General features: G+C 44.4%; 18 protein-coding genes. 4 read left to right on the top strand and 14 right to left on the bottom strand.

Features of this window, described 5'->3' with window-relative positions; all coding sequences use genetic code 11:
- Window positions 1–7: 7 nt before the first annotated feature.
- From NBH15_RS05610 to NBH15_RS05580, 7 genes are all read right to left on the bottom strand, one after another.
- Entirely contained in the window at window positions 8–1393 is a 1386-nt protein-coding gene (locus NBH15_RS05610; RefSeq protein ID WP_046147734.1) for a bifunctional UDP-3-O-[3-hydroxymyristoyl] N-acetylglucosamine deacetylase/3-hydroxyacyl-ACP dehydratase, read from the bottom strand.
- Window positions 1394–1404: 11 nt separating this feature from the next.
- Window positions 1405–2445 carry a UDP-3-O-(3-hydroxymyristoyl)glucosamine N-acyltransferase gene (lpxD, locus tag NBH15_RS05605; RefSeq protein ID WP_250822159.1) on the bottom strand — a complete coding sequence of 347 codons (1041 nt, stop codon included), beginning with the start codon at window positions 2443–2445 and terminating at the stop codon, window positions 1405–1407.
- Window positions 2446–2534: 89 nt separating this feature from the next.
- Window positions 2535–3377, bottom strand: a complete 843-nt coding sequence (gene pyrF, locus NBH15_RS05600; RefSeq protein ID WP_128133668.1) for an orotidine-5'-phosphate decarboxylase — start codon at window positions 3375–3377, stop codon at window positions 2535–2537.
- A 27-nt stretch (window positions 3378–3404) separates the two neighbouring features.
- Window positions 3405–4514, bottom strand: coding sequence for a peptide chain release factor 1 (gene prfA, locus NBH15_RS05595; RefSeq protein WP_007653895.1), 1110 nt, complete (start codon window positions 4512–4514; stop codon window positions 3405–3407).
- Window positions 4515–4522: 8 nt separating this feature from the next.
- Entirely contained in the window at window positions 4523–5689 is a 1167-nt protein-coding gene (locus NBH15_RS05590; RefSeq protein ID WP_250822158.1) for an AIR synthase related protein, read from the bottom strand.
- A gap of 44 nt (window positions 5690–5733) precedes the next feature.
- Window positions 5734–6639 (bottom strand): glucosaminidase domain-containing protein, encoded by a 906-nt coding sequence (locus NBH15_RS05585; RefSeq protein ID WP_186958173.1) that lies wholly within the window; start codon window positions 6637–6639, stop codon window positions 5734–5736.
- A gap of 84 nt (window positions 6640–6723) precedes the next feature.
- Window positions 6724–7455: a class I SAM-dependent methyltransferase gene (locus NBH15_RS05580; protein ID WP_250822157.1), complete on the bottom strand. Its 732-nt coding sequence runs from the start codon at window positions 7453–7455 to the stop codon at window positions 6724–6726.
- A gap of 77 nt (window positions 7456–7532) precedes the next feature.
- Between NBH15_RS05580 and NBH15_RS05575 the strand changes: the two genes are divergently transcribed.
- Complete coding sequence (locus NBH15_RS05575; protein ID WP_250822156.1) at window positions 7533–8015, top strand: cytidine deaminase; 483 nt, start codon at window positions 7533–7535, stop codon at window positions 8013–8015.
- Between the two features lie 85 nt (window positions 8016–8100).
- Here the strand turns inward: NBH15_RS05575 and NBH15_RS05570 are convergent, their stop codons facing one another.
- The 5 genes from NBH15_RS05570 to NBH15_RS05550 form a co-directional block, all read right to left on the bottom strand.
- The gene (locus tag NBH15_RS05570) at window positions 8101–9849 is read right to left on the bottom strand and encodes a phospho-sugar mutase (protein ID WP_250822155.1); all 1749 of its coding nucleotides are present in this window, start codon (window positions 9847–9849) and stop codon (window positions 8101–8103) included.
- A gap of 123 nt (window positions 9850–9972) precedes the next feature.
- Window positions 9973–11658 carry a M23 family metallopeptidase gene (locus tag NBH15_RS05565; protein WP_250822154.1) on the bottom strand — a complete coding sequence of 562 codons (1686 nt, stop codon included), beginning with the start codon at window positions 11656–11658 and terminating at the stop codon, window positions 9973–9975.
- A gap of 12 nt (window positions 11659–11670) precedes the next feature.
- Entirely contained in the window at window positions 11671–12711 is a 1041-nt protein-coding gene (locus tag NBH15_RS05560; protein WP_250822153.1) for an endonuclease/exonuclease/phosphatase family protein, read from the bottom strand.
- A 12-nt stretch (window positions 12712–12723) separates the two neighbouring features.
- Window positions 12724–14247 carry a NosD domain-containing protein gene (locus NBH15_RS05555; RefSeq protein ID WP_186958168.1) on the bottom strand — a complete coding sequence of 508 codons (1524 nt, stop codon included), beginning with the start codon at window positions 14245–14247 and terminating at the stop codon, window positions 12724–12726.
- Between the two features lie 150 nt (window positions 14248–14397).
- Entirely contained in the window at window positions 14398–15870 is a 1473-nt protein-coding gene (locus NBH15_RS05550) for an aminoacyl-histidine dipeptidase (protein WP_186958167.1), read from the bottom strand.
- Between the two features lie 147 nt (window positions 15871–16017).
- On the opposite strand from NBH15_RS05550, the gene NBH15_RS05545 reads away from it, so the two are divergent.
- Both NBH15_RS05545 and NBH15_RS05540 read left to right on the top strand, forming a co-directional pair.
- Window positions 16018–16236 carry a hypothetical protein gene (locus NBH15_RS05545; RefSeq protein WP_010800383.1) on the top strand — a complete coding sequence of 73 codons (219 nt, stop codon included), beginning with the start codon at window positions 16018–16020 and terminating at the stop codon, window positions 16234–16236.
- Between the two features lie 23 nt (window positions 16237–16259).
- On the top strand, window positions 16260–16865 hold the full coding sequence (locus tag NBH15_RS05540; protein ID WP_186958166.1) for an OmpH/Skp family outer membrane protein: 606 nt from the start codon (window positions 16260–16262) through the stop codon (window positions 16863–16865).
- 221 nt (window positions 16866–17086) lie between these two features.
- On the opposite strand, the gene NBH15_RS05535 is transcribed toward NBH15_RS05540, so the two are convergent.
- Window positions 17087–17416 (bottom strand): hypothetical protein, encoded by a 330-nt coding sequence (locus NBH15_RS05535; RefSeq protein ID WP_128133645.1) that lies wholly within the window; start codon window positions 17414–17416, stop codon window positions 17087–17089.
- A complete protein-coding gene (locus NBH15_RS05530) occupies window positions 17416–17721 on the bottom strand; it encodes an FtsB family cell division protein (RefSeq protein ID WP_007653878.1) in 306 nt (101 codons plus the stop codon). Before NBH15_RS05530 ends, NBH15_RS05535 begins: the two co-directional genes overlap by 1 nt.
- A gap of 70 nt (window positions 17722–17791) precedes the next feature.
- Between NBH15_RS05530 and NBH15_RS05525 the strand changes: the two genes are divergently transcribed.
- Window positions 17792–19621, top strand: coding sequence for a DNA polymerase III subunit gamma/tau (locus NBH15_RS05525; protein WP_250822152.1), 1830 nt, complete (start codon window positions 17792–17794; stop codon window positions 19619–19621).
- Window positions 19622–19674: the final 53 nt, after the last annotated feature.

The raw sequence follows: 19674 nt of genomic DNA, 5'->3' as shown, positions 1-19674 counted from the left end.
GTTATTATTATTTGTTTTTAATGATCTGAGCCATAAATTCAGCTTCGCAAACCAGCTTATCGCCAACGAAGATATAACCTTTCATCGTGGAAATACCACGGCGGATAGGAGCCAGCAGTTCCAGACGCAGGATCAGTGTATCTCCCGGTACTACTTTCTGACGGAATTTAACGCCATCGATCTTCATGAAATAAGTGGAATAGCGTTCCGGTTCGTCTACTGAATTCAGAACGAGCAAACCGCCGGTCTGTGCCATCGCTTCAACCAGCAATACACCCGGTGTAACAGGTTCCTGCGGGAAGTGTCCGGTAAAGAACGGTTCGTTTGTCGTGATATTTTTTATTCCGACGATATAGTTACCGCCTATTTCAATGATCTTGTCGACCAGCAGGAAGGGGTAACGGTGGGGAAGCAACTCGCGGATACGGTTGATGTCCATGATCGGAGCTACGTTCGGATCGTAAATCGGAGCTTGTACTTCGTTTAATTTGATATCCTTGCGGATCATGCGGGCCAGCTGGTTGTTGATCTTATGTCCGGGGCGGGTTGCGATGATGCGTCCGCGGATAGGCTTACCGATCAGTGCCAGGTCGCCCAGTACGTCAATCAGTTTATGGCGTGCCGGTTCGTTGTCGAATACCAGCGGTTTGTTGTTGATATAACCCAGGTCGCATACGTCTTTGTGGGGTATGCCGACTTCGTCTGCCAGTTTGTCAAGGGTTTCCTGCGGCATTTTCTGGTCGTAGATAACAATTGCATTGTCAAGGTCACCGCCTTTGATCAGATTGTTCTGGCGGAGCATTTCCACTTCGCGAACGAATACAAATGTACGGGAAGCGGCAATTTCTTCGGGAAACTCGCTCAGATCGTTCATGGTGGCGAACTGATTGGATAAAACGGGCGAATCGAAGGAGATCAGCACATTCACACTGAACTTCTCGTCAGGGAGGATGATCAGTGAAGAGCCTGTTTCTTCGTCTTTTACTTCGATCTTATGTTTTACGATGTAAAAATCTTTCGGAGCGTTCTGTTCAACGATTCCTGCTTTCCGGATCTCTTCGGAGAAGAAACGTGAGCTACCGTCCAGAATCGGAAACTCGGGAGCGTTCACTTCAATCAGGCAGTTGTCGATTTCGTAGGCATATAATGCTGCCATTGCGTGTTCTACAGTGCTGATCTGGATGCCGTTCTTTGATAAAACGGTACCTCTTTGTGTACTGGCTACGTTTTCTGCTAACGCATCAATAACAGGTTGTCCTTCCAGGTCAACACGTTTAATTTTGTATCCGTGGTTTTCCGGTGCCGGATTGAACGTGATCTGTATGTCCAGTCCGGTATGCAAGCCTTTACCTTGCATCGAGAAACTCTTGGCTAGCGTCTTTTGTTTCTGCATACGTATATTAATTATTTATTGATTTCCTTTTTTAATTGTTCGATCTCGCGCTGCAACTGTCCCAGTGTACGGTACATATCGGGCAAGCGGTTGAATACGGCACTTGAACGCATGAAGTTCTTCGCATCGATTGCCGGAGCGCCCAGCACTGTTTTAGCTTCCTTAATGTCGCTGATCACACCGGATTGTGCACCGAATACGACGCCGTCGGCAATATGGATATGCCCGGCTAGTCCTACCTGTCCGCCAAACATACAATGGCTGCCGATCTTGACTGAACCGGCGATACCTACCTGGGCTGCCATTACAGTGTTTTCTCCGACTTCTACGTTATGGGCGATCTGCACCAGGTTATCCAGTTTCACACCGCGACGGATGATGGTTGATCCCATTACGGCACGGTCGATCGTGGTATTGGCCCCGATCTCGACATTGTCTTCCAATACAACATTCCCCAGTTGCGGGATCTTTTTATAATTCTCTCCTTCGGGAGCAAAACCGAAACCGTCCGAACCGATCACAGAACCGGCATGGAGGATACAATTATTTCCGATTTTACATCCGTTATAGATGGTTGTATGCGGATAAAGAATGCAGTTATCTCCGATAGTCACGCCATCACCGATGTATGCGTTGGGATATATCTGGCAGTTCTTACCCAGCTTTACATGTTCTCCGATATAGGCAAAGTTGCCGACAAAGCAATCTTCTCCCATTGTCGCAGAGGCTGCGATGAAAGCAGCCGAAGAAATACCGGCCTTTCTAGGTTTTGACTGTTCTACCAGGTTGAGTAACATGGCAAGAGCAGAATATGCATTTTCAACTTTCACTAAAGTTGCGGTGATCTGTTCAGCCGGAGAAAAGTCGTTATTCACCAGAACAATGCTTGCTTCTGTATTATAGATATAATGTTCGTACTTGGGATTAGCCAGGAACGTCAGTGTTCCGGGTTGTCCTTCCTCTATTTTTGAGAAGTTGCTAACTTTCACTTCCGGGTTGCCATCAACGGTTCCACCAAGAAAGTCCGCTATTTGTTGGGCTGATAACTCCATTACTTATTTTGTTATATTGTATTTTGAATTGAGACTGCTCCACTAAGAATAAAGCAGTTTGCAAAAATGGTGAAAAATATTGGGATAGCCTATGCTTTGCAGGGAATAATTCCCTTATCATGCAGATATCCTGCCATTTCACGCTGCACAGCTTGTGCTGCTTCGCGGGCAAATGATGCAAAATTCTCGGATTTATCTACGTAAATGATCGCACGTGAAGAGTTAACAAGCAAACCGCACTGATCGTTCATTCCGTATTGAGCCACTTCTTGCAAGCTGCCACCCTGTGCTCCGACACCCGGAACCAACAGGAAATGGTTGGGAGCATACTTACGGATGTCCAAAAACATTTTTCCCTGAGTTGCACCGACAACGTACATCATCTGTTCGTCGGTAGCCCAGTCCTGCGATTTCTTCAATACTTTTTCAAACAGACGTTCGCCGTTGGCATCTTCCGTCATCTGGAAATCCTGTGAGCCTTTGTTTGAAGTCAACGCCAGCAGGATTACCCATGCTTCGGGATAGATCAGGAACGGTTTTACGCTGTCTTCACCCATGTAAGGAGCCACTGTAACGGCATCCACCTTGATATGGTCGAAGAAAGAGCGGGCATACATTTCGGATGTGTTACCGATATCGCCACGTTTCGCATCGGCGATAATGAACTGGTCCGGATAGTTTTCACGCAGGTAAGTAACAGTCTTTTCAAAGGCAAGCATACCTTTCACGCCCAGACTTTCGTAGAAAGCCAGGTTCGGTTTGTAAGCTACACAGTAATCGGCTGTAGCATCGATGATTGCCTTGTTGAAAGCGAAGATCGGATCTTCTTCAGAGAGTAAATGCTGCGGGATTTTTTTTATATCTGTATCCAATCCTACGCAAAGGAAAGATTGTTTCTTTTTAATGTTTTCGAATAATTGTTGCTTGTTCATCTTGTCTTGTGTCAAATAGTGAAATTGTTATAGTTCAGCTTCTTTCAGGCGTTCTGCATTTTCGGCAACGGTCAGTTGGTCGATGCAGGCTTGTATATCGCCGTCCATGAAAGCAGATAAATTATAGATCGTGTAGTTGATACGATGATCGGTGATACGTCCTTGCGGATAGTTGTATGTCCGGATCTTCGCGGATCGGTCGCCCGACGATACCATTGTCTTGCGTTTGTTGGCAATATCGTCCAGGTATTTCTGATGTTCTTTGTCATAAATGAAAGAACGCAGGCGGGTAAGTGCGCGTTCCTTGTTCTTCGGTTGGTCACGCGTCTCCGTACATTCGATCAGGATCTCTTCGCTCACACCGGTGTTCGGGTTCTTCCAGACGTATCTCAAACGTACGCCCGATTCGACCTTGTTCACATTCTGGCCGCCGGCACCTCCCGAACGGAAAGTATCCCACTTAATTTCACCTTCATTAATTTCAACATCAAACTCGTCTGCTTCGGGGAGCACAGCCACGGTAGCTGCTGAGGTGTGTACACGTCCCTGAGTTTCGGTACTAGGTACACGCTGAACACGATGTACGCCCGATTCATATTTGAGCGTACCATATGCTTTCTCACCGCTAACGGTGAAAATAATTTCTTTATATCCGCCCGACGAACCTTCGCTGCAACTTGACAGGGCGACTTTCCAACCTTTGGCTTCGCAGTATTTGATATACATACGATAAAGGTCGCCGGCAAAAAGGGCTGCTTCGTCGCCTCCCGTTCCGCCACGAATTTCAACGATAGCATTCTTATCGTCTTCCGGATCGCTCGGAACAAGCAACAGCTTGATCTCTTCTTCCAGTTCCGGAATGCGGGCATTGCAGGCATCTAACTCTTCGCGAGCAATTTCCCTCATTTCAGGATCTTGCTCGGTATCAAGCATCTGCCGCGCTTCGTTTATACCATTTAATGTATTGACATATTCATTTCGGGTAGTCACGATCTTCTCCAGATCGCGATACTCTTTATTGAGTTTTACAAACCGTTTCATATCGGCTATCACTGCCGGGTCGGTAATCAGTGTTCCGACTTCTTCAAAACGGCTTACTAATCCGTCCAGTCTTCCTAATAAATTATTATCAGCCATTTATCAGATTAATATACGAAGCGACCTTTTTCGCTTTCAATAATCAATTCATTCTTATCCGCCTCTTCCACGAAGCCTACGATTTGTGCATCAATGTTGAAGCTCTTGGCAATACTGATCACTTCTTCAGCATGTTCGGGCGACAGATAGATCTCCATGCGGTGGCCCATATTGAACACTTTGTACATTTCGCTCCAGTCGGTTCCGCTCTGTTCCTGAATAATGCGGAAAAGAGGAGGGATAGGGAACAGGTTGTTCTTTGTTACACGCTTGTTTTCTACGAAGTGCATTACTTTTGTTTGTGCTCCGCCTGAACAGTGTACCATTCCGTGTATCTGCGAACGCAGTTTATCCAGCAATACTTTGATTACCGGAGCATAGGTACGGGTAGGGGAAAGCACCAGTTTACCGGCGTCGATACCTAGTTCTTCGATTTTGTCAGTCAGTTTCAGTCCGCCTGAATAAACCAGTTCATCGGGAACTGCTGCATCGTAGCTTTCGGGATATTGGGTTGCCAGATATTTGGCAAATACGTCGTGACGGGCAGAGGTCAGACCGTTGCTGCCTGTTCCGCCGTTATATTCTTTTTCGTAGGTAGCCTGTCCGTAAGATGCCATTCCGACAATTACGTCGCCGCCCTGTATATGACTGTTATCAACCACGTCTGTACGTTTCATACGGCAAGTCACGGTGCTGTCGACGATGATCGTGCGAACCAGGTCGCCCACATCGGCCGTTTCGCCTCCGGTGGCATAGCAGCCTACGCCCATTTCGCGCAGTTCGGCCAGCAGTTCGTCCGTTCCGTTAATAATGGCGGAGATTACTTCGCCGGGGATCAGCAGTTTGTTACGTCCGATAGTGGAAGAAACAAGTATATTGTCGACCGCACCTACACACAGCAGGTCGTCGATGTTCATGATCAGTGCATCCTGGGCAATACCTTTCCACACTGACAAGTCACCGGTTTCTTTCCAGTACATGTAAGCCAGAGATGATTTTGTTCCGGCTCCGTCAGCGTGCATAATGTTACAGTATTCAGGGTCACCACCTAATATATCAGGGATGATCTTACAAAATGCTTTAGGGAATATTCCCTTGTCGATGTTCTTTATTGCATTGTGAACATCTTCTTTTGAAGCGGATACACCGCGCAGGTTGTAACGTTGGTCACTCATTGTTTTACATATTTGGCTGCAAAGATACTATTTTTTTATGTTACTTATCTAAGTTTAAGCACATCTCCTTCTTCAGGAATGTAATCTTTGTCTTTTTTATTCATCTTATACAGGCTCTTGATCTGTATTCCGTATTTCTGTGCAATGCTGTGCATGGATTCTCCGATTTGTACAACATGGTCGTAATTAGGCTTGTCTGCCTTTTTCTTCTTCTTTTCCAGATAGACGATGTCGCCTTTCTGCAAGGGGAAGTCTTCGGGCACTTCGTTGAATTTTTTCAGATCCCTGACGCTGAAATCGAGATTTCGTGCAATCTGGTCGAAGCTGTCATTGTCTTTGGCATATACATATAGCAAACCATACGTCCGGTATATCGTATATTTTACGGCAGGATATTTTTGCTGTTTCCTTTCTTCGCGTGTCGGTTTATGTTCTTTGCCCGAATCGAAGCGGTAAAGCTCATAATCTTCAACCACTTTAATTAGTTTATTGGCGTAAGCGCGGTCGGTTGCATACCCACATTTCTGCAAACCTCTGGCCCAGCCTTTATAGTCGGTTATTTTTAGCCGGAACAGTTGGTCGTAACGCGAACGTTTCAGAAATTTGGAATGATCTTCATATGAATCTTCTACCCGTTTGTATTTACGGAAACACTCTCCGCGCAGGTCGTCGTCATGGTAAACTCGTCCGCCGCGCCAGTCGGAATGACATTTGATGCCGAAGTGGTTGTTTGAGCGGCGTGCCAGGTCGCTTTGTCCGGCTCCAGACTCCAGTAAACCCTGTGCCAGAGTGATACTGGCGGGAATTTTGTACTTCTTTTGTTGTTCTATAGCCAGAGCGCTGTATGTTTTTATATACTTTTCGTATGAAGGTATTTTGCGCTGGGTGGCTGCCTCCGCTAATGTCGCTATAAAAAATAAGAGGCAAAAAATCCGTATTGTCAGTTTCATAAAACGAGTTCCTAAAGTATTTATTTTCGCAAAGATAATGAAGCTGGATATATTATTCTTCTAAATAATCTATAAAATACTGGTTTATATCCTGCTAATTTTAGCCAGATAATCATAATGTTCTCCTTCCCGTATCTTCTCCGCTTTGAACCCGTTGTTTGCGGCATGTAGGCTGAGCGTCTGAAAATCTAAGTATAACCAGTCGAACCGGTTGCCCCTGGTGTTTTTATATTGCATGCGGAAATCCACTTCTCCGTAATAGTCATCATCAATATCTATGTCGAGATTGCCATCTTCATCTTCAAACAGGTAACGGAGGTCGGAAGAGTCCATCCATACACAACCTCCCGGAGCAAGCAGGCGTTTTAAGGTATTGAAGAAAATCGGGAGATTGGCTATCTTTCCGACAATCCCCGAGCCGTTCATCAGCATCAGGATCGTATCGAAGCTGCCGCTGAACTGTTTGTTGAAGAAATTTTCCAGGCAGGCATCCTTTACGCCTCTTTTCTGCATGACCTCTACAGACAAAGGTGAGATGTCGATGGCTTTTACCGTTTTTCCCATTTCCTGCAATGCCAGCGAATGGCAGCCGCTTCCGGCACCGACATCGAGTATTCTGCCTTCACTCATGCGGAGTGCATCCTGTTCTAGTGCCGGCATTTCCGTAAAATTGCGGAATAACTGTTTAACCGGGATTTCATCTTCATCGAACATGGAAGAAAAAACGCGGAGTTTACTAGCTTTACCGTTCGCGAAATAGTCTGCGATAGCGGCGCCCATCGGGTCTTTTTGGGGTGTGAGTAGGGGTATTTGCATATCCTGATTTGGAATTATTCGTATTTTATCGGACAAAGATACAAATTTACTATCTTTGTTTATCTAATCTCAATCTTATGAAAGAAATCAAACTGGAAACAAAAATAACGGTTTATTCGCTGAATGAAGTTCCGGATGAGGAACAGCCTTTGGTTCATGCGGCTTTGAAGGCAACGGAACAATCGTATGCCCCTTATTCAAAATTCCATGTCGGGGCGGCAGCGTTACTGGCTGACGGGACAATTGTGACGGGAAGTAACCAGGAGAATGCGGCTTACCCATCCGGTTTATGTGCGGAGCGGGTTACTTTGTTCCAAGCCGGACATCAGTATCCCGATATTCCGGTAGTTGCCCTGGCGATTGCTGCGGCAACAGGAGGGAAGCAGGTGGAAAGTATTTCGCCTTGCGGTGCTTGCCGGCAGGTACTGTTGGAAACAGAACAACGATATGGTAAGCCTGTGAAAGTGTTGCTTTGCGGAACAAAAGATGTGATGGTTGCTCCAAGTGCGGTATCGCTTTTACCGCTTTGTTTTGGGAAAGAAGATTTGAAATCGGAATAATACAATAAGTTCTGAATGTACGTAGTAAAAAAAGCGGGACAAGAAGTCAAACCTCTTGTCCCGCTTTTTTTATTTAACTATCTGATCAGATACCCAAAGATGCTTTGATCTGGTTGATCTTTTCTTCGGCTGCTTTGTTTGCTTCCGGTAAATCTTCCAGGCTTTTTACTTTTGAATGAACTTCGCAGTAGAATTTAATCTTCGGCTCTGTTCCTGAAGGACGGATAGATATTTTCGTATTGTCTTCAGTAAAGTATTGCAGTACGTTGGAAGTTGTCGGCATATCCAGTGTGATCGTTTCGTTATCGTTGTAGCTGTAACCTTTCAGTGAAGCGTAATCATAGAATAACGAAACTTTGGAACCGGCGATTTCCTGTAACGGGTTTTCGCGGAAGTTCTTCATCATCGCTTCGATTTCTTCTGCACCACTCTTGCCTTTTTTCACAACAGAGATACCTTTTTCTTTAGAGAAACCATATTGTACATAGATGTTCTGCAACAACTGATACATGGTGATACCCTGATCTTTTGCCCATGCTGCGATTTCTGCCAGGATAGCACATGCGGAAACAGCATCTTTATCGCGAACGAAGTCTTCGCAAAGGAATCCGTAGCTTTCTTCACCGCCACCGATGTAGTTTTTCTTTCCTTCGTTTTTCTTCATTACATCGGCGATCCATTTAAAACCGGTGTAAACGTCGTATATTTCAACACCGTTGCGTTCAGCGATCGTACGGATCAACTCGGTTGTAACGATTGTTTTTACGATATATTCTTTGCCGTTTACCTTGCCTAATTCTTTCCAGCGGGTAATCAGGTAATAAACGAACATCAAAGCTGTCTGGTTACCGTTCAGCAATACCCATTCGCCTTCATTGTTCTTAACAGCTGCACCAACACGGTCAGCATCCGGGTCGGAAGCCATTACCAGTTCGGCATCTGTTTCTTTCGCTTTCTCAACAGCCATAGCCAACGCTGCCGGTTCTTCCGGATTCGGAGAGATAACCGTCGGGAAGTCGCCGCTTACAACATCCTGTTCCGGAACATGGATGATATTAGTGAATCCGAATGCTTTCAATGTATCCGGAACGATCTTTACACCGGTTCCGTGGATCGGAGTGTAAACGATCTTCATGTCATGGTGACGTTTGATTGCTTCCGGAGAAAGGGAAATAGTTGTCAAAGCGTCGATATACAAATTGTCGATTTCAGAACCGATGATTTCAATCAGGTCTTTATTGCCTTTGAACTTGATCTCGCTGGCATTGCGGATCTTGTTTACTTCGGCGATCGTGTTACGGTCGTGCGGAGCGATCATCTGTGCACCGTCGTCCCAGTAAGCCTTGTAACCGTTGTATTCTTTCGGGTTATGTGAAGCTGTCAGGATGATACCGCTCTGGCATCCCAGTTTACGGATAGCAAAAGACATTTCCGGTGTCGGGCGAAGGTCTTCGAACAGGTACACTTTTATACCGTTAGCAGAGAAGATATCTGCCGAGATTTCGGCAAACTTGCGGCTATTGTTACGGCAATCATGGCCGATAACAACTTTGATCTGATCCAGATTGGCAAATTCCTTTTTCAGATAATTTGACAAACCCTGTGTAGCAGCACCGACAGTATAAATATTCATACGGTTGGTTCCTACACCCATGATACCTCTTAAACCTCCTGTACCAAATTCAAGGTCTTTGTAGAAAGATTCGATCAGTTCGGTCGGATCTTCGCTGTCTAATAATTCCTGAACTTTTGCTTTTGTTTCGGCATCATAACTTTTGGTAAGCCAGCTTTGCGCTTTACTTCTTACCATTTCTAGCAGTTCGTTGTTTTCCATACCCAAATATCTTGCATTTATATATGTGTTATTTCCTAATTTATGAGAAAACAAAGATACAAATTAATTGTTGTAAACAATGGCTCGCAGCCTTATTTTCAAGAAAAAAGAAAAAGTTATTTTTTACCACGTAAACGGATAAGTATAAGTGGATTGATTTCCACAGGCATCTGTTACGACCAGTTTCAGTGTGTGTTTCCCTCTTGCCAGCCGCTCTTTATCGAAGTGGTAGGTAATGACGGACTTACTATTCATTTCAAATAAAACATATTGACCGTCGATTTCACCCCGGTATGTTTGTACGCCGCTCAGGTTGTCCGACAGTCTGAGTGTGATGGCTTGCTGGCTAACCCATGTTGCCGGATTGAGAGGTGTAATGGTCGGCGGGACAAGGTCTTGACCAAGCGTGTAGCTTCCCATTTCTTTTATATCGGCATCGACCCAGCCGTTGCGGTAGACACCTCCGGTCCATGACCGGCGTCCGTTTTGCAGTCGGACAATACCGTATTGCTGTTTGTTATCCAGTGTGTCTGTTTGCAACCGGAGGGATAATTTGGCTGATTTGTGGAAAGCGACCGGTTTGTTGTGTAATATATGTGTGGCACCCAGCGCAGCGCTGTCTTCTTTGACGGAATAGCGGAAATATAAGTCGTCGTAAAGATTTCCTTTCGGGATTGTCAGGCGGATTCCTTTGGCTCCGAAACGGTTGTCGCTCCACCAATGGAATAATTCGGCGTTTTCCGTGTCGATTTCCGGGATCGGTTGTTCTTTACCTTCGATCCGGATAGAAAGCTGGGTCGTGTTGCCGAAAGCGTCTGCCAGTTTGTAAGTCAGGTGATAGGTGCGGGGTTCGTTGATAGTCAGGATCCCGCGGTTAAGGCTTTCGATGAAACGAAGCCGGTTTCCCGGGTCGACAAAACTTTTGATATAGAACGAACGGTGTTCTTTCCATTCTTCAAAGTCAGTGAAACTATTCAAATAGCGTGTCTCATCGAAAGCGAAACGATCCAGGTTGCTATGAAAAATAACCTGGCTGTCTGCCGTCAGTGTGATGTCTTTGATACCATAAATATTGGAGGTGTTATCCATGTAATCGTATCCTTTTACAGCCAGCCCGATTTCTCCCCAGGCTTCAATCTTTCCGGTCAGTGTTTGTTTTCCGTTCTTGGCTGTGACCGGTTTTAGTTCCAGTTTCCGGCGGCTTCCGTTCACAACGCCCTTTCCTGGCATTGAATAGACCATGATTCCCTGTATCTTGGGAGCCTGCGTATCTTTTATTAAATCTTTGTAGTATTCTATCGGGTCCATCGGCTCTTCCGTCTCTGTGTCGCGCACTTCGAAATGGAGGTGCGGACCGCCAGAGCTTCCCGTGTTTCCGCTCAGCGCGACGAGTTCGCCTTCTTTAACAGGAAGTTCATCCGGAGCGAGGCTCAGGTTTACATTGAAACTTTCCTGTTCGTATTGTTTTTCTTTGAGATAAGCGGTGATCTTTTGAGAGAATTTCTGAAGATGACCGTAAACCGTAGTCGTGCCGTCCGGATGTGTGATATACAGGCCGTTGCCATATCCCCAGGGACTTACCGAAATGCGTGAGACATAGCCGTCCTGCACGGAGTGGATCGGTTTCCCTTCGACACCTTGTGTTTTGAAATCTATTCCCGAGTGGAAATGATTGCTTCTCAGTTCTCCGAAATTCCCGCTTAGCAAGACCGGAATATCCATCGGTTTGCGAAGTTGCTGGGCTTCGGCTATGTTACTTGTAGTTCCGGCGAGGAGGATAATCCCTGCCAGTATATGGTGTATCTGCATGTCTGTTTTAATTCAATCTTTGTTAGGCAAAGATAGTAAAAAGTCGGTAATGAGAGGTAGATGATCGCTGTAACCACCCTCATATTTAAAACCATAATAGGTGCGGAAAGGTCGTTTGCCGTGCCAGGTCTTATCATCCGTAAGCAGGAAGGGAGGCATGAATATTCGATTGCTTCCGGGAACAACATGCATGAGGGAGTTTTTATCGATCAGATTGCCGGATACGATGATATGATCCAGCTGATTCCATTCTCCCTGATACTTGTGGGTTCCGGGATTGTTCAGGACATGGGGATCGGCAAAAAGGTTGTAGAGTTTGTCGGATTCCGGATTTTCGGAGATTTTTCCGGCAGACAGTATTTGTGTGATACTGGCGTTTTCCGGTGTGTCGTTAAAATCTCCCATGATCAGGAGTTGAGGCGTTTTCCGGATTTGTAGCAAGGAGTCGCACAGATACCTTAATGTACGGGCAGCATCGAAACGGTCGGCTTCGCTTTCCTTTTCTCCTCCGTAGCGCGAAGGAAGATGACAGACGAATACATCTAATGTGTCGGAGGTTATTATTTTTCCCCATACATGGAGAATGTTACGTGTCTGTTTATGTGTTTTATGGGTGAAGAGTACCGGGTGCTCTTCATGGCCGATGTATCCGAATTGAGTTCGTTGATAAAGAAGGGCGGAATTTATTCCCCTTGTATCTGCACCGTGTGTCATACAGTACCGGTATTGTTGCTGTTTCAAAGGTGTCCGGTTCAGCAAATGGATCAGGACGGAATCGTTTTCCACTTCACAGAGGCCGATTAGGGCGGGAGTATCCCATTCACCTGCGGCGCTGATCACTTTGGCTATTTGCTGAAGTTTATGGTAATATCGTCCGCGTGTCCAATGATGATTACCTGATGGGAGGAAGTCATTATCGTTCTTGTCCGGATTGTCTTCGGTGTCGAACAGGTTCTCTACATTGTAACTCATAACCCTGAATCCGGGCTGGGCGTTTATCGGATGGGAGAGAAAGGCGAGAACGCAAATTAATATAGCTAAGGTTCTGGTCATATTTAATTGTTTTTATTCTTCTTCTTTAGGAACAAATTCATAAGCACCTATATCCGGCCCGTTGTTTGTCAGTCGGTTGACGCCGTTACGATCGACCGGATATTTCTGGGAAACAAACAAATCGGCTTTACCTACGCCGGGAGTTGTTTCTTTATCCGGACGGAAATCGTACATATATTTGTTCTTTTCTCCGCCGGTCATCCGGTACTCCATTTTATTTTCATCGTTTTCAGTAATGAAAATAACATTTTTGAAATTATCATTTGAAATCTTCTGTAATTTTATGACACAATGATTGAACAGATAATTGGAACTGCTACTACGTAAAATGTATTTCTCATCGGATACGATTTGCAATTCTCCTTCTTTCAGATTGTTGCTGGCTTTATAGCTTCCGTCGATTATGCAATTGTCAAAATTAGCTTCTAGCAAGGGATATGGGCCTATGTCATTAACTTTGAAATTATCCAATATGCGTAATGTCTGACTGCTCTCGCCGTCCTGTGATAGTGAATGGCGCGATTTTAATGACATGTAGTTCACTATTGTACAATGTGTGAAGTTGTATTTTCCTCCGGCTAAGACCATAACATCTGCTGTTGCATTTGTAAATTCACTGTTTGCTGCTTCTATGTTACAGTTGACAGCTCTTAATCCGCTTCCGTCCATATTAGTGATCTGCGAATTGCTGATCTTCAATTTCGACTTTTCCGGGTCGGATGCTTTACAGGTTATACCATTGTTTCCGTTTTTTACTATTACATTATTAAATACGTTGTCAAAACTTTCACTGTTGAATACAATTCCTTCCCATTGTCCCGGTGTACGGTCGTACGGGAGCACGTCGTTCAAAATGAAATCGAGACGGTCACCGCGGAAGACTATCGGTTTATCCATGGTTCCGTTCGCAACGATTGTTCCGTCAACGATGATCTTTGCTTTGTCGTGCATATAGAAAGTGGTGCCTTCTTCGATATTAACTGTCACACCTTTGTCTATCATCAGGCTGTCGTATATCAGATAAGGACGTTCGGCTGTCAGCTTGGTGTCTTCACTCAATGTCTGTCCGCCTTTTATCAGCTTGACATCCTGTCCGCATGCCTCCAGTAAAACTGTTTGTTTCACGCTGTTGTAGGTGAACACTATTGAATCCTGGATTAATAACGGTTGGTCTTTTCCATTCGGATTGACAGTGACTTCCACAAATATATACATGCTGTCTTTGGCTGCAATTCTGATATTGTCGAAATTGTCACCTTTTCGTCCGTCCACGTTGATACGGAATCCGCTGGTAGCAGGCGAAGCTTGTATGATTCTCTCTATATTCAGCGGTTCACTGTTTTTGTTGTAAACCATGAATTGTTTAGTGGCTGAGCCTATCGTGGTAAAGACAGTATCGAATGATAAGGTATCTGTCGAGAAACTCAACCGGTGATTCGGATTGGTCGAATAATTTTCGTCCAGCCCGTCGCATCCAGCCAACAGGTTGAGTAAAAGTGTACATATTATAAGCAACGGCGCTGTAATTCTTTTCATTTTCTCTAAATGTTAAAATGTATGCCTTTGTGTTCTTGTTTCTTTATAAACAAACGATTTATAAAGAATGTTTTCAGGCATTAACATAAAAAAAGAGGAAAAACACGATTAAAGTGTTAATCCTCTTTTTATAACGCAGAATATTTAATTTTATTTTGCCGGTACGCTTTTTAATAATTCTAAAAGATGAGTCCACCACAAACCGACGGTCTTAATTTCGATCCGTTCGTTCGGAGAGTGAACATCTCTTAAAGTCGGTCCGAAAGAAATCATATCCAGATTAGGATATTTTTCGAGGAACAGTCCGCATTCCAGTCCGGCATGGATAGCCATGATCTTGGCGTCCTTATTGAATAAACGTTTATATGTATCCTGTGCGACTTTCAGGATTTTGGAATCCGGATTAGGAGCCCATCCCGGATAACCGTCACCGTGGGTAACAATCGCTCCGGCCAGTTTAAATACGGAGGCTACCTGGTTGGCAATCATGTTTTTGCATGATTCGATGGAGCTGCGCTGGCTGGTTCCGACAGTGATTATCAATTGTTCTGTTTCGGCTTCATGTCTCATTTTTACGGAAGCCAGGTTGGTAGAAGTTTCAACCAATCCTTCGATGTCATGGCTCATGCCGATAACGCCATGAGGACAAGCATGCAAAGCCCAGATTACCTTTTCCATATCGAAATTAGACAGGCATAATTCCGGACGGTCGGTCGATTCCATGGTGATCTGTACGTTAGGATCAATATGTTTCAGTTCGTTTTCGATATCCGCCGTATAGTTATTGAGCAGTACGCGAACCTGTTCTTTATCTTCCGAATAAAGTCCGATGACTGCATGCGCTTCACGGGCTATCGCATTGCGCAGATTACCACCTTCAATCGAACACAAAGTGAAGTCAGCTTCATTGTTCAATAAATACAGGAAACGAACCAGTATTTTGTTTGCATTACCCAGCCCCTTATGTATTTCACCGCCGGAATGTCCGCCGTTCAATCCTTTTACATCAATTTTGAAATATAGCATATTGGGGTTGGTCGGGCGTTGTTTGCAATGGAACACGGCCTGTGTATCTTTTCCTCCGGCACAACCCATAAAGATTTCGCCTTCGTCTTCGCTGTCGAGGTTCAACAGGATATCTCCGGTCATGAAACCTTTTTCAAGAGCTTTTGCTCCGGTCAGGCCAGTTTCTTCGTCAACAGTAAACAAGCATTCGATTGGTCCGTGTTCGATATCGTTGGAAGCCAGGATAGCCAGTTCGGCGGCAACACCGATACCATTGTCGGCTCCCAGAGTTGTTCCGTTAGCACGCAGCCAGTCTCCGTCTACAATTGTTTCGATCGGGTCGTTGTCGAAATCGTGAACTGTTCCGTTGTTTTTCTCGCAAACCATATCCATGTGCGACTGAAGGATAACAACCGGCAGCTTTTCATATCCGGGTGTTGCAGGTTTCGACATCAGGATGTTTCCGGCTGCATCTTTCTTTATGGCGATTTTATACTCTTTTGCGAACGATTCCAGATACTGGATCATTTTGCCTTCCTTCTTTGAAGGGCGGGGCACTTGTGTTACCTGGTGGAAAAACTTCCAGACGATTTCAGGCTTTAAGTCAGTAATCTTCATAATGTTACAATATATTATAGTTGTTACTATATAGTTAATAATGCGATCGTTTCAGGAGTTATGTATGAAAAAAAGTAGAATTAAATACCAAAAAGATACTTTATAATCACTTAAACTCTTATATTTGCGTCCACAAATATAGAGAAAATGCTTACAACGATATTATTAACGGTCATAATTCTTGTTATTTGTGTTGTGTTACTTGCTGTAAAAGTGATATTCAAGAAGGGGGGAAGGTTCCCGAATACGCATGTCGGAGGTAACAGAGCACTGAGTAAAAAAGGCATCCATTGTGCCAAGACGCAAGACCGCGAACAGAAGAAGCAAAAGAATCTATATGATAGAGTAAAAGAAATAGAAGAATAAAATAAGGATTTAATTTACACTTTATGAAGAACATTAACTACGTAATTAATGGTGTGCTCGCGGTGGCTGTCGTGATATTGTTCATAATGCAATTTTCCGACAAGAAAGAATCGACAGTAACAAAAACATTTGCATCCGGAGAAGGTGATACAACAAACCTGCTTCCTATAGCCTATGTCAATGTAGATTCGCTTTTACTTAATTATAATTATTTCAAGGATCTGAATGAACAGCTCCTGAAAAAAGAAGAAAATTCGCGTGCTAATGTAACACAGCAGGCACGTGCATTGCAGAATGAAGTTCAGGAATTCTATCGTAAAGTGGAAAACAACGCTTTCCTTACTCGCGAAAGAGCTCAACAGGAACAGGAACGTCTGATGAAGAAAGAACAGGAAATACAGTCATTGGACAATAAACTGTCACAGGAACTGCTACAGGAACGCCAGAAGCTGAACGAACAACTTCGTGATACAGTGGTTTCAAAATTGAAAGTATATAATAAAGAAAAAGGATATCAGGTAATTTTCAGTAACACCGCAGATGATAATATTTTGTTAGCCGGCGATGCTTACGATATCACAAACGAATTGATCGACTTGTTGAATAAGAGTTATTCCAGCGGAAAATAAGTAGTATCAAAACGATATACAAAAAGCTGTTGCATTAAATGTAACAGCTTTTTTTTGTATCATACCGTTTTATTTATTGTTATGCAGAGAATAAACCCCATTGCAATGGGAGTATTTCCCCACTCTAATGGGGGTGTTTCCCCACTGCAATGGGGGTATTTCCCCATATAGAAGGGGAAAAGTCCCCACATAATAAAATAGGGTGGGGAAAATTGATAGGATTATTTTTGTTGCTTTCCGGAAACGAATGATGAGTAGAGTAATAGTACGGCTGCAATTGTCAGGCAGATAATCCACTCTTTCATATCTTTGAACATCAACCCGGAGGCACAGATCATCAGGACAGAGGCTATTATGTTAAAACGGTGTAACCTGCGTTCGCGAAACTCCATATCTTTAGTAGGCAGCGTCAGGAAACATACAGCCATTCCGGCAGCTCCGACGGCAAACAGGTAAGGTGCCAGAAACCATTTGGTAAGGAAAAGGACTGCCCCGGCCAGTATCAGTAAACCGGCCATACTGAAAATGATTGTTCTTGCTTTTTGATTCATTATTTCTTTTTGATGATATAGACGTCTTCGTTCGGCTTCTTCATGAAATATTCTTCACGGGCGAAGCGTTCCAAACCTTCTTTGTCGGTACGAAGATCGTTCAGTTTCTTACTGTTTATCTCGATCTCTTTCTGATAATGTTTGATCTCTCTTTCCAGGCTGCGGATCTTTTCGTCGTACGTATACCGCTTATACAAATTGCTGTCGCCCACCGTAAAAGTGAGGATCAGAAATCCGATGATAACCAGCCAATAGGCATTTATCCTGGATAGATACTTGTTGTAAAAGTCTTTTATGCGTGACATGGAACTTCGTTTTTGCAAAGGTAAATGAATTATTTTGTATATCTTTGTGTTGTTAATAAAAAAGCAAAGAATGGACAATTATATTGTATCGGCAAGAAAATATCGCCCGTCTACCTTCCGTAGTGTTGTAGGGCAGAAGTCTCTTACCACTACACTAAAAAATGCAATACAAAGTAACAAACTTGCACATGCCTACCTTTTCTGCGGACCGCGTGGTGTCGGGAAGACTTCGTGTGCACGAATCTTTGCGAAGACAATAAACTGCCTGAATCCGGCAGCAGACGGCGAGGCTTGTAACGAGTGTGAATCATGCCAGGCTTTCAATGAACAGCGTTCCTATAATATTCATGAACTGGATGCTGCATCCAACAACTCGGTCGACGATATCCGTTCGTTGATTGACCAGGTGCGTATCCCGCCTGCAATCGGAAAATATAAGGTATTCATCATCGATGAGGTTCATATGCTGAGTTCGGCTGCATTCAACGCCTTCCTGAAAACGTTGGAGGAGCCGCCGCATCATGCTCTGTTTATTTTAGCGACTACCGAGAAGCATAAAGTACTTCCGACTATTCTGTCGCGTTGCCAGATATATGATTTCTCCCGCATCTCGATTGCCGATATGGTGGAACATCTGGAATATGTCGCCTCTCAGGAAAATGTGACTGCTGAGCCGGAAGCATTGAACGTAATTGCCCAGAAAGCTGATGGCGGTATGCGTGATGCTCTGTCTATTTTCGACCAGGTAGTTAGTTTTACCAATGGCAATATTACTTATCAGGCTGTCATCGACAATCTGAATGTACTCGATTACGAATATTATTTCCGTCTTACGGACGCAATCCTGGCAGGAAATGTACGTTCGTCTATCCTGATCCTGAATGAAATATTGAGCAAAGGATTTGACGGGCAGAATATCATTACCGGGTTGGCCGCCCATTTCCGTGATTTGCTGGTTTGTAAGGATGAGGCAACTCTGATTTTGTTTGAAGTCGGAGCCTCGATCCGCGAAAGATATAAAGAGATGGCAAAACGCTGTCCGGATCAGTTGCTTTTTAAGGCGATCGAACTGGCTAATACCTGTGATCTGAATTATCGTGCCAGCCGTAACAAACGTTTGCTGTTGGAACTGACGCTTATCCAGCTTTGCCAGCTGAGTAATGCAGGGCAGACGGCCGACGATAAAAAAAAAGGAGTAATTGAACCGATCGCATCCGGTGCTCCTGGACAGCCTGTTTCTCAGGGCACACAGGCTTCGCCGCAGGGGCAACCTGTCCGTCAGCCAGTTCAACCATCCAATTATCCCGGTTCGCCGGCTTCACAGCAACCGGCTGATACGGGTAATAACAATGGTCGTGTAGTGACTTCAAATATGCCTTCTTCGGCAACAGTTATTCCGCAGCCTCCTGCTGCAACTCCTCCTAAACGTCCTTCCCGTCCGCAACATTTGGGTACGTCACTGAAGGAAATCGGTGTGGAAAAACCGAAGAACCAGATGGGGCAGCAGGAAAACCGGACAGTACAGGAGATGGTCAACCATTTCACAGAAGAAGACCTGGTACGTTGTTGGGATGCTTATGCGACAAGCGGAGTTATCGATAAGAAAGTTTATCTGAAGAATACGATGATCAACTGCAAGCCTGTTTTGCAGGAAAACTATTTCTTTGAAGTAGGTGTGCATAATCCCGGTCAGCAGGATGAACTGAGTAATGGTTGTGTGGATTTATTGAATTATTTGCGTACGCAACTACGAAATACCCGTATTCAGATGCGTGTCCGGATTATCGAAACGAACGAAAAGCATTTAGCCTATACGGCAACCGAGAAGTTCGAACATTTATTGACCGTAAATCCTGTCTTGGGAAAATTGAAAGATGAGTTCAATCTGACACTGGATTAATTCTTTCAATGGATGAAACAAGGACGGTTTTTTGTTTGGACGAATATTATAAC

Source organism: Parabacteroides caeci (assembly GCF_023656795.1).
Lineage (GTDB): Bacteria > Bacteroidota > Bacteroidia > Bacteroidales > Tannerellaceae > Parabacteroides > Parabacteroides segnis.
This window is presented reverse-complemented; position numbering and strand designations above follow the sequence as displayed.

Bases quoted from the DNA above. Each gene is read 5' to 3' on its own strand.
- NBH15_RS05610 (WP_046147734.1), bottom strand. From the start codon at position 1,393: ATGCAGAAACAAAAGACGCTAGCCAAGAGTTTCTCGATGCAAGGTAAA.
- lpxD (WP_250822159.1), bottom strand. From the start codon at position 2,445: ATGGAGTTATCAGCCCAACAAATAGCGGACTTTCTTGGTGGAACCGTT.
- pyrF (WP_128133668.1), bottom strand. From the start codon at position 3,377: ATGAACAAGCAACAATTATTCGAAAACATTAAAAAGAAACAATCTTTC.
- prfA (WP_007653895.1), bottom strand. From the start codon at position 4,514: ATGGCTGATAATAATTTATTAGGAAGACTGGACGGATTAGTAAGCCGT.
- NBH15_RS05590 (WP_250822158.1), bottom strand. From the start codon at position 5,689: ATGAGTGACCAACGTTACAACCTGCGCGGTGTATCCGCTTCAAAAGAA.
- NBH15_RS05585 (WP_186958173.1), bottom strand. From the start codon at position 6,639: ATGAAACTGACAATACGGATTTTTTGCCTCTTATTTTTTATAGCGACA.
- NBH15_RS05580 (WP_250822157.1), bottom strand. From the start codon at position 7,455: ATGCAAATACCCCTACTCACACCCCAAAAAGACCCGATGGGCGCCGCT.
- NBH15_RS05575 (WP_250822156.1), top strand. From the start codon at position 7,533: ATGAAAGAAATCAAACTGGAAACAAAAATAACGGTTTATTCGCTGAAT.
- NBH15_RS05570 (WP_250822155.1), bottom strand. From the start codon at position 9,849: ATGGAAAACAACGAACTGCTAGAAATGGTAAGAAGTAAAGCGCAAAGC.
- NBH15_RS05565 (WP_250822154.1), bottom strand. From the start codon at position 11,658: ATGCAGATACACCATATACTGGCAGGGATTATCCTCCTCGCCGGAACT.
- NBH15_RS05560 (WP_250822153.1), bottom strand. From the start codon at position 12,711: ATGACCAGAACCTTAGCTATATTAATTTGCGTTCTCGCCTTTCTCTCC.
- NBH15_RS05555 (WP_186958168.1), bottom strand. From the start codon at position 14,247: ATGAAAAGAATTACAGCGCCGTTGCTTATAATATGTACACTTTTACTC.
- NBH15_RS05550 (WP_186958167.1), bottom strand. From the start codon at position 15,870: ATGAAGATTACTGACTTAAAGCCTGAAATCGTCTGGAAGTTTTTCCAC.
- NBH15_RS05545 (WP_010800383.1), top strand. From the start codon at position 16,018: ATGCTTACAACGATATTATTAACGGTCATAATTCTTGTTATTTGTGTT.
- NBH15_RS05540 (WP_186958166.1), top strand. From the start codon at position 16,260: ATGAAGAACATTAACTACGTAATTAATGGTGTGCTCGCGGTGGCTGTC.
- NBH15_RS05535 (WP_128133645.1), bottom strand. From the start codon at position 17,416: ATGAATCAAAAAGCAAGAACAATCATTTTCAGTATGGCCGGTTTACTG.
- NBH15_RS05530 (WP_007653878.1), bottom strand. From the start codon at position 17,721: ATGTCACGCATAAAAGACTTTTACAACAAGTATCTATCCAGGATAAAT.
- NBH15_RS05525 (WP_250822152.1), top strand. From the start codon at position 17,792: ATGGACAATTATATTGTATCGGCAAGAAAATATCGCCCGTCTACCTTC.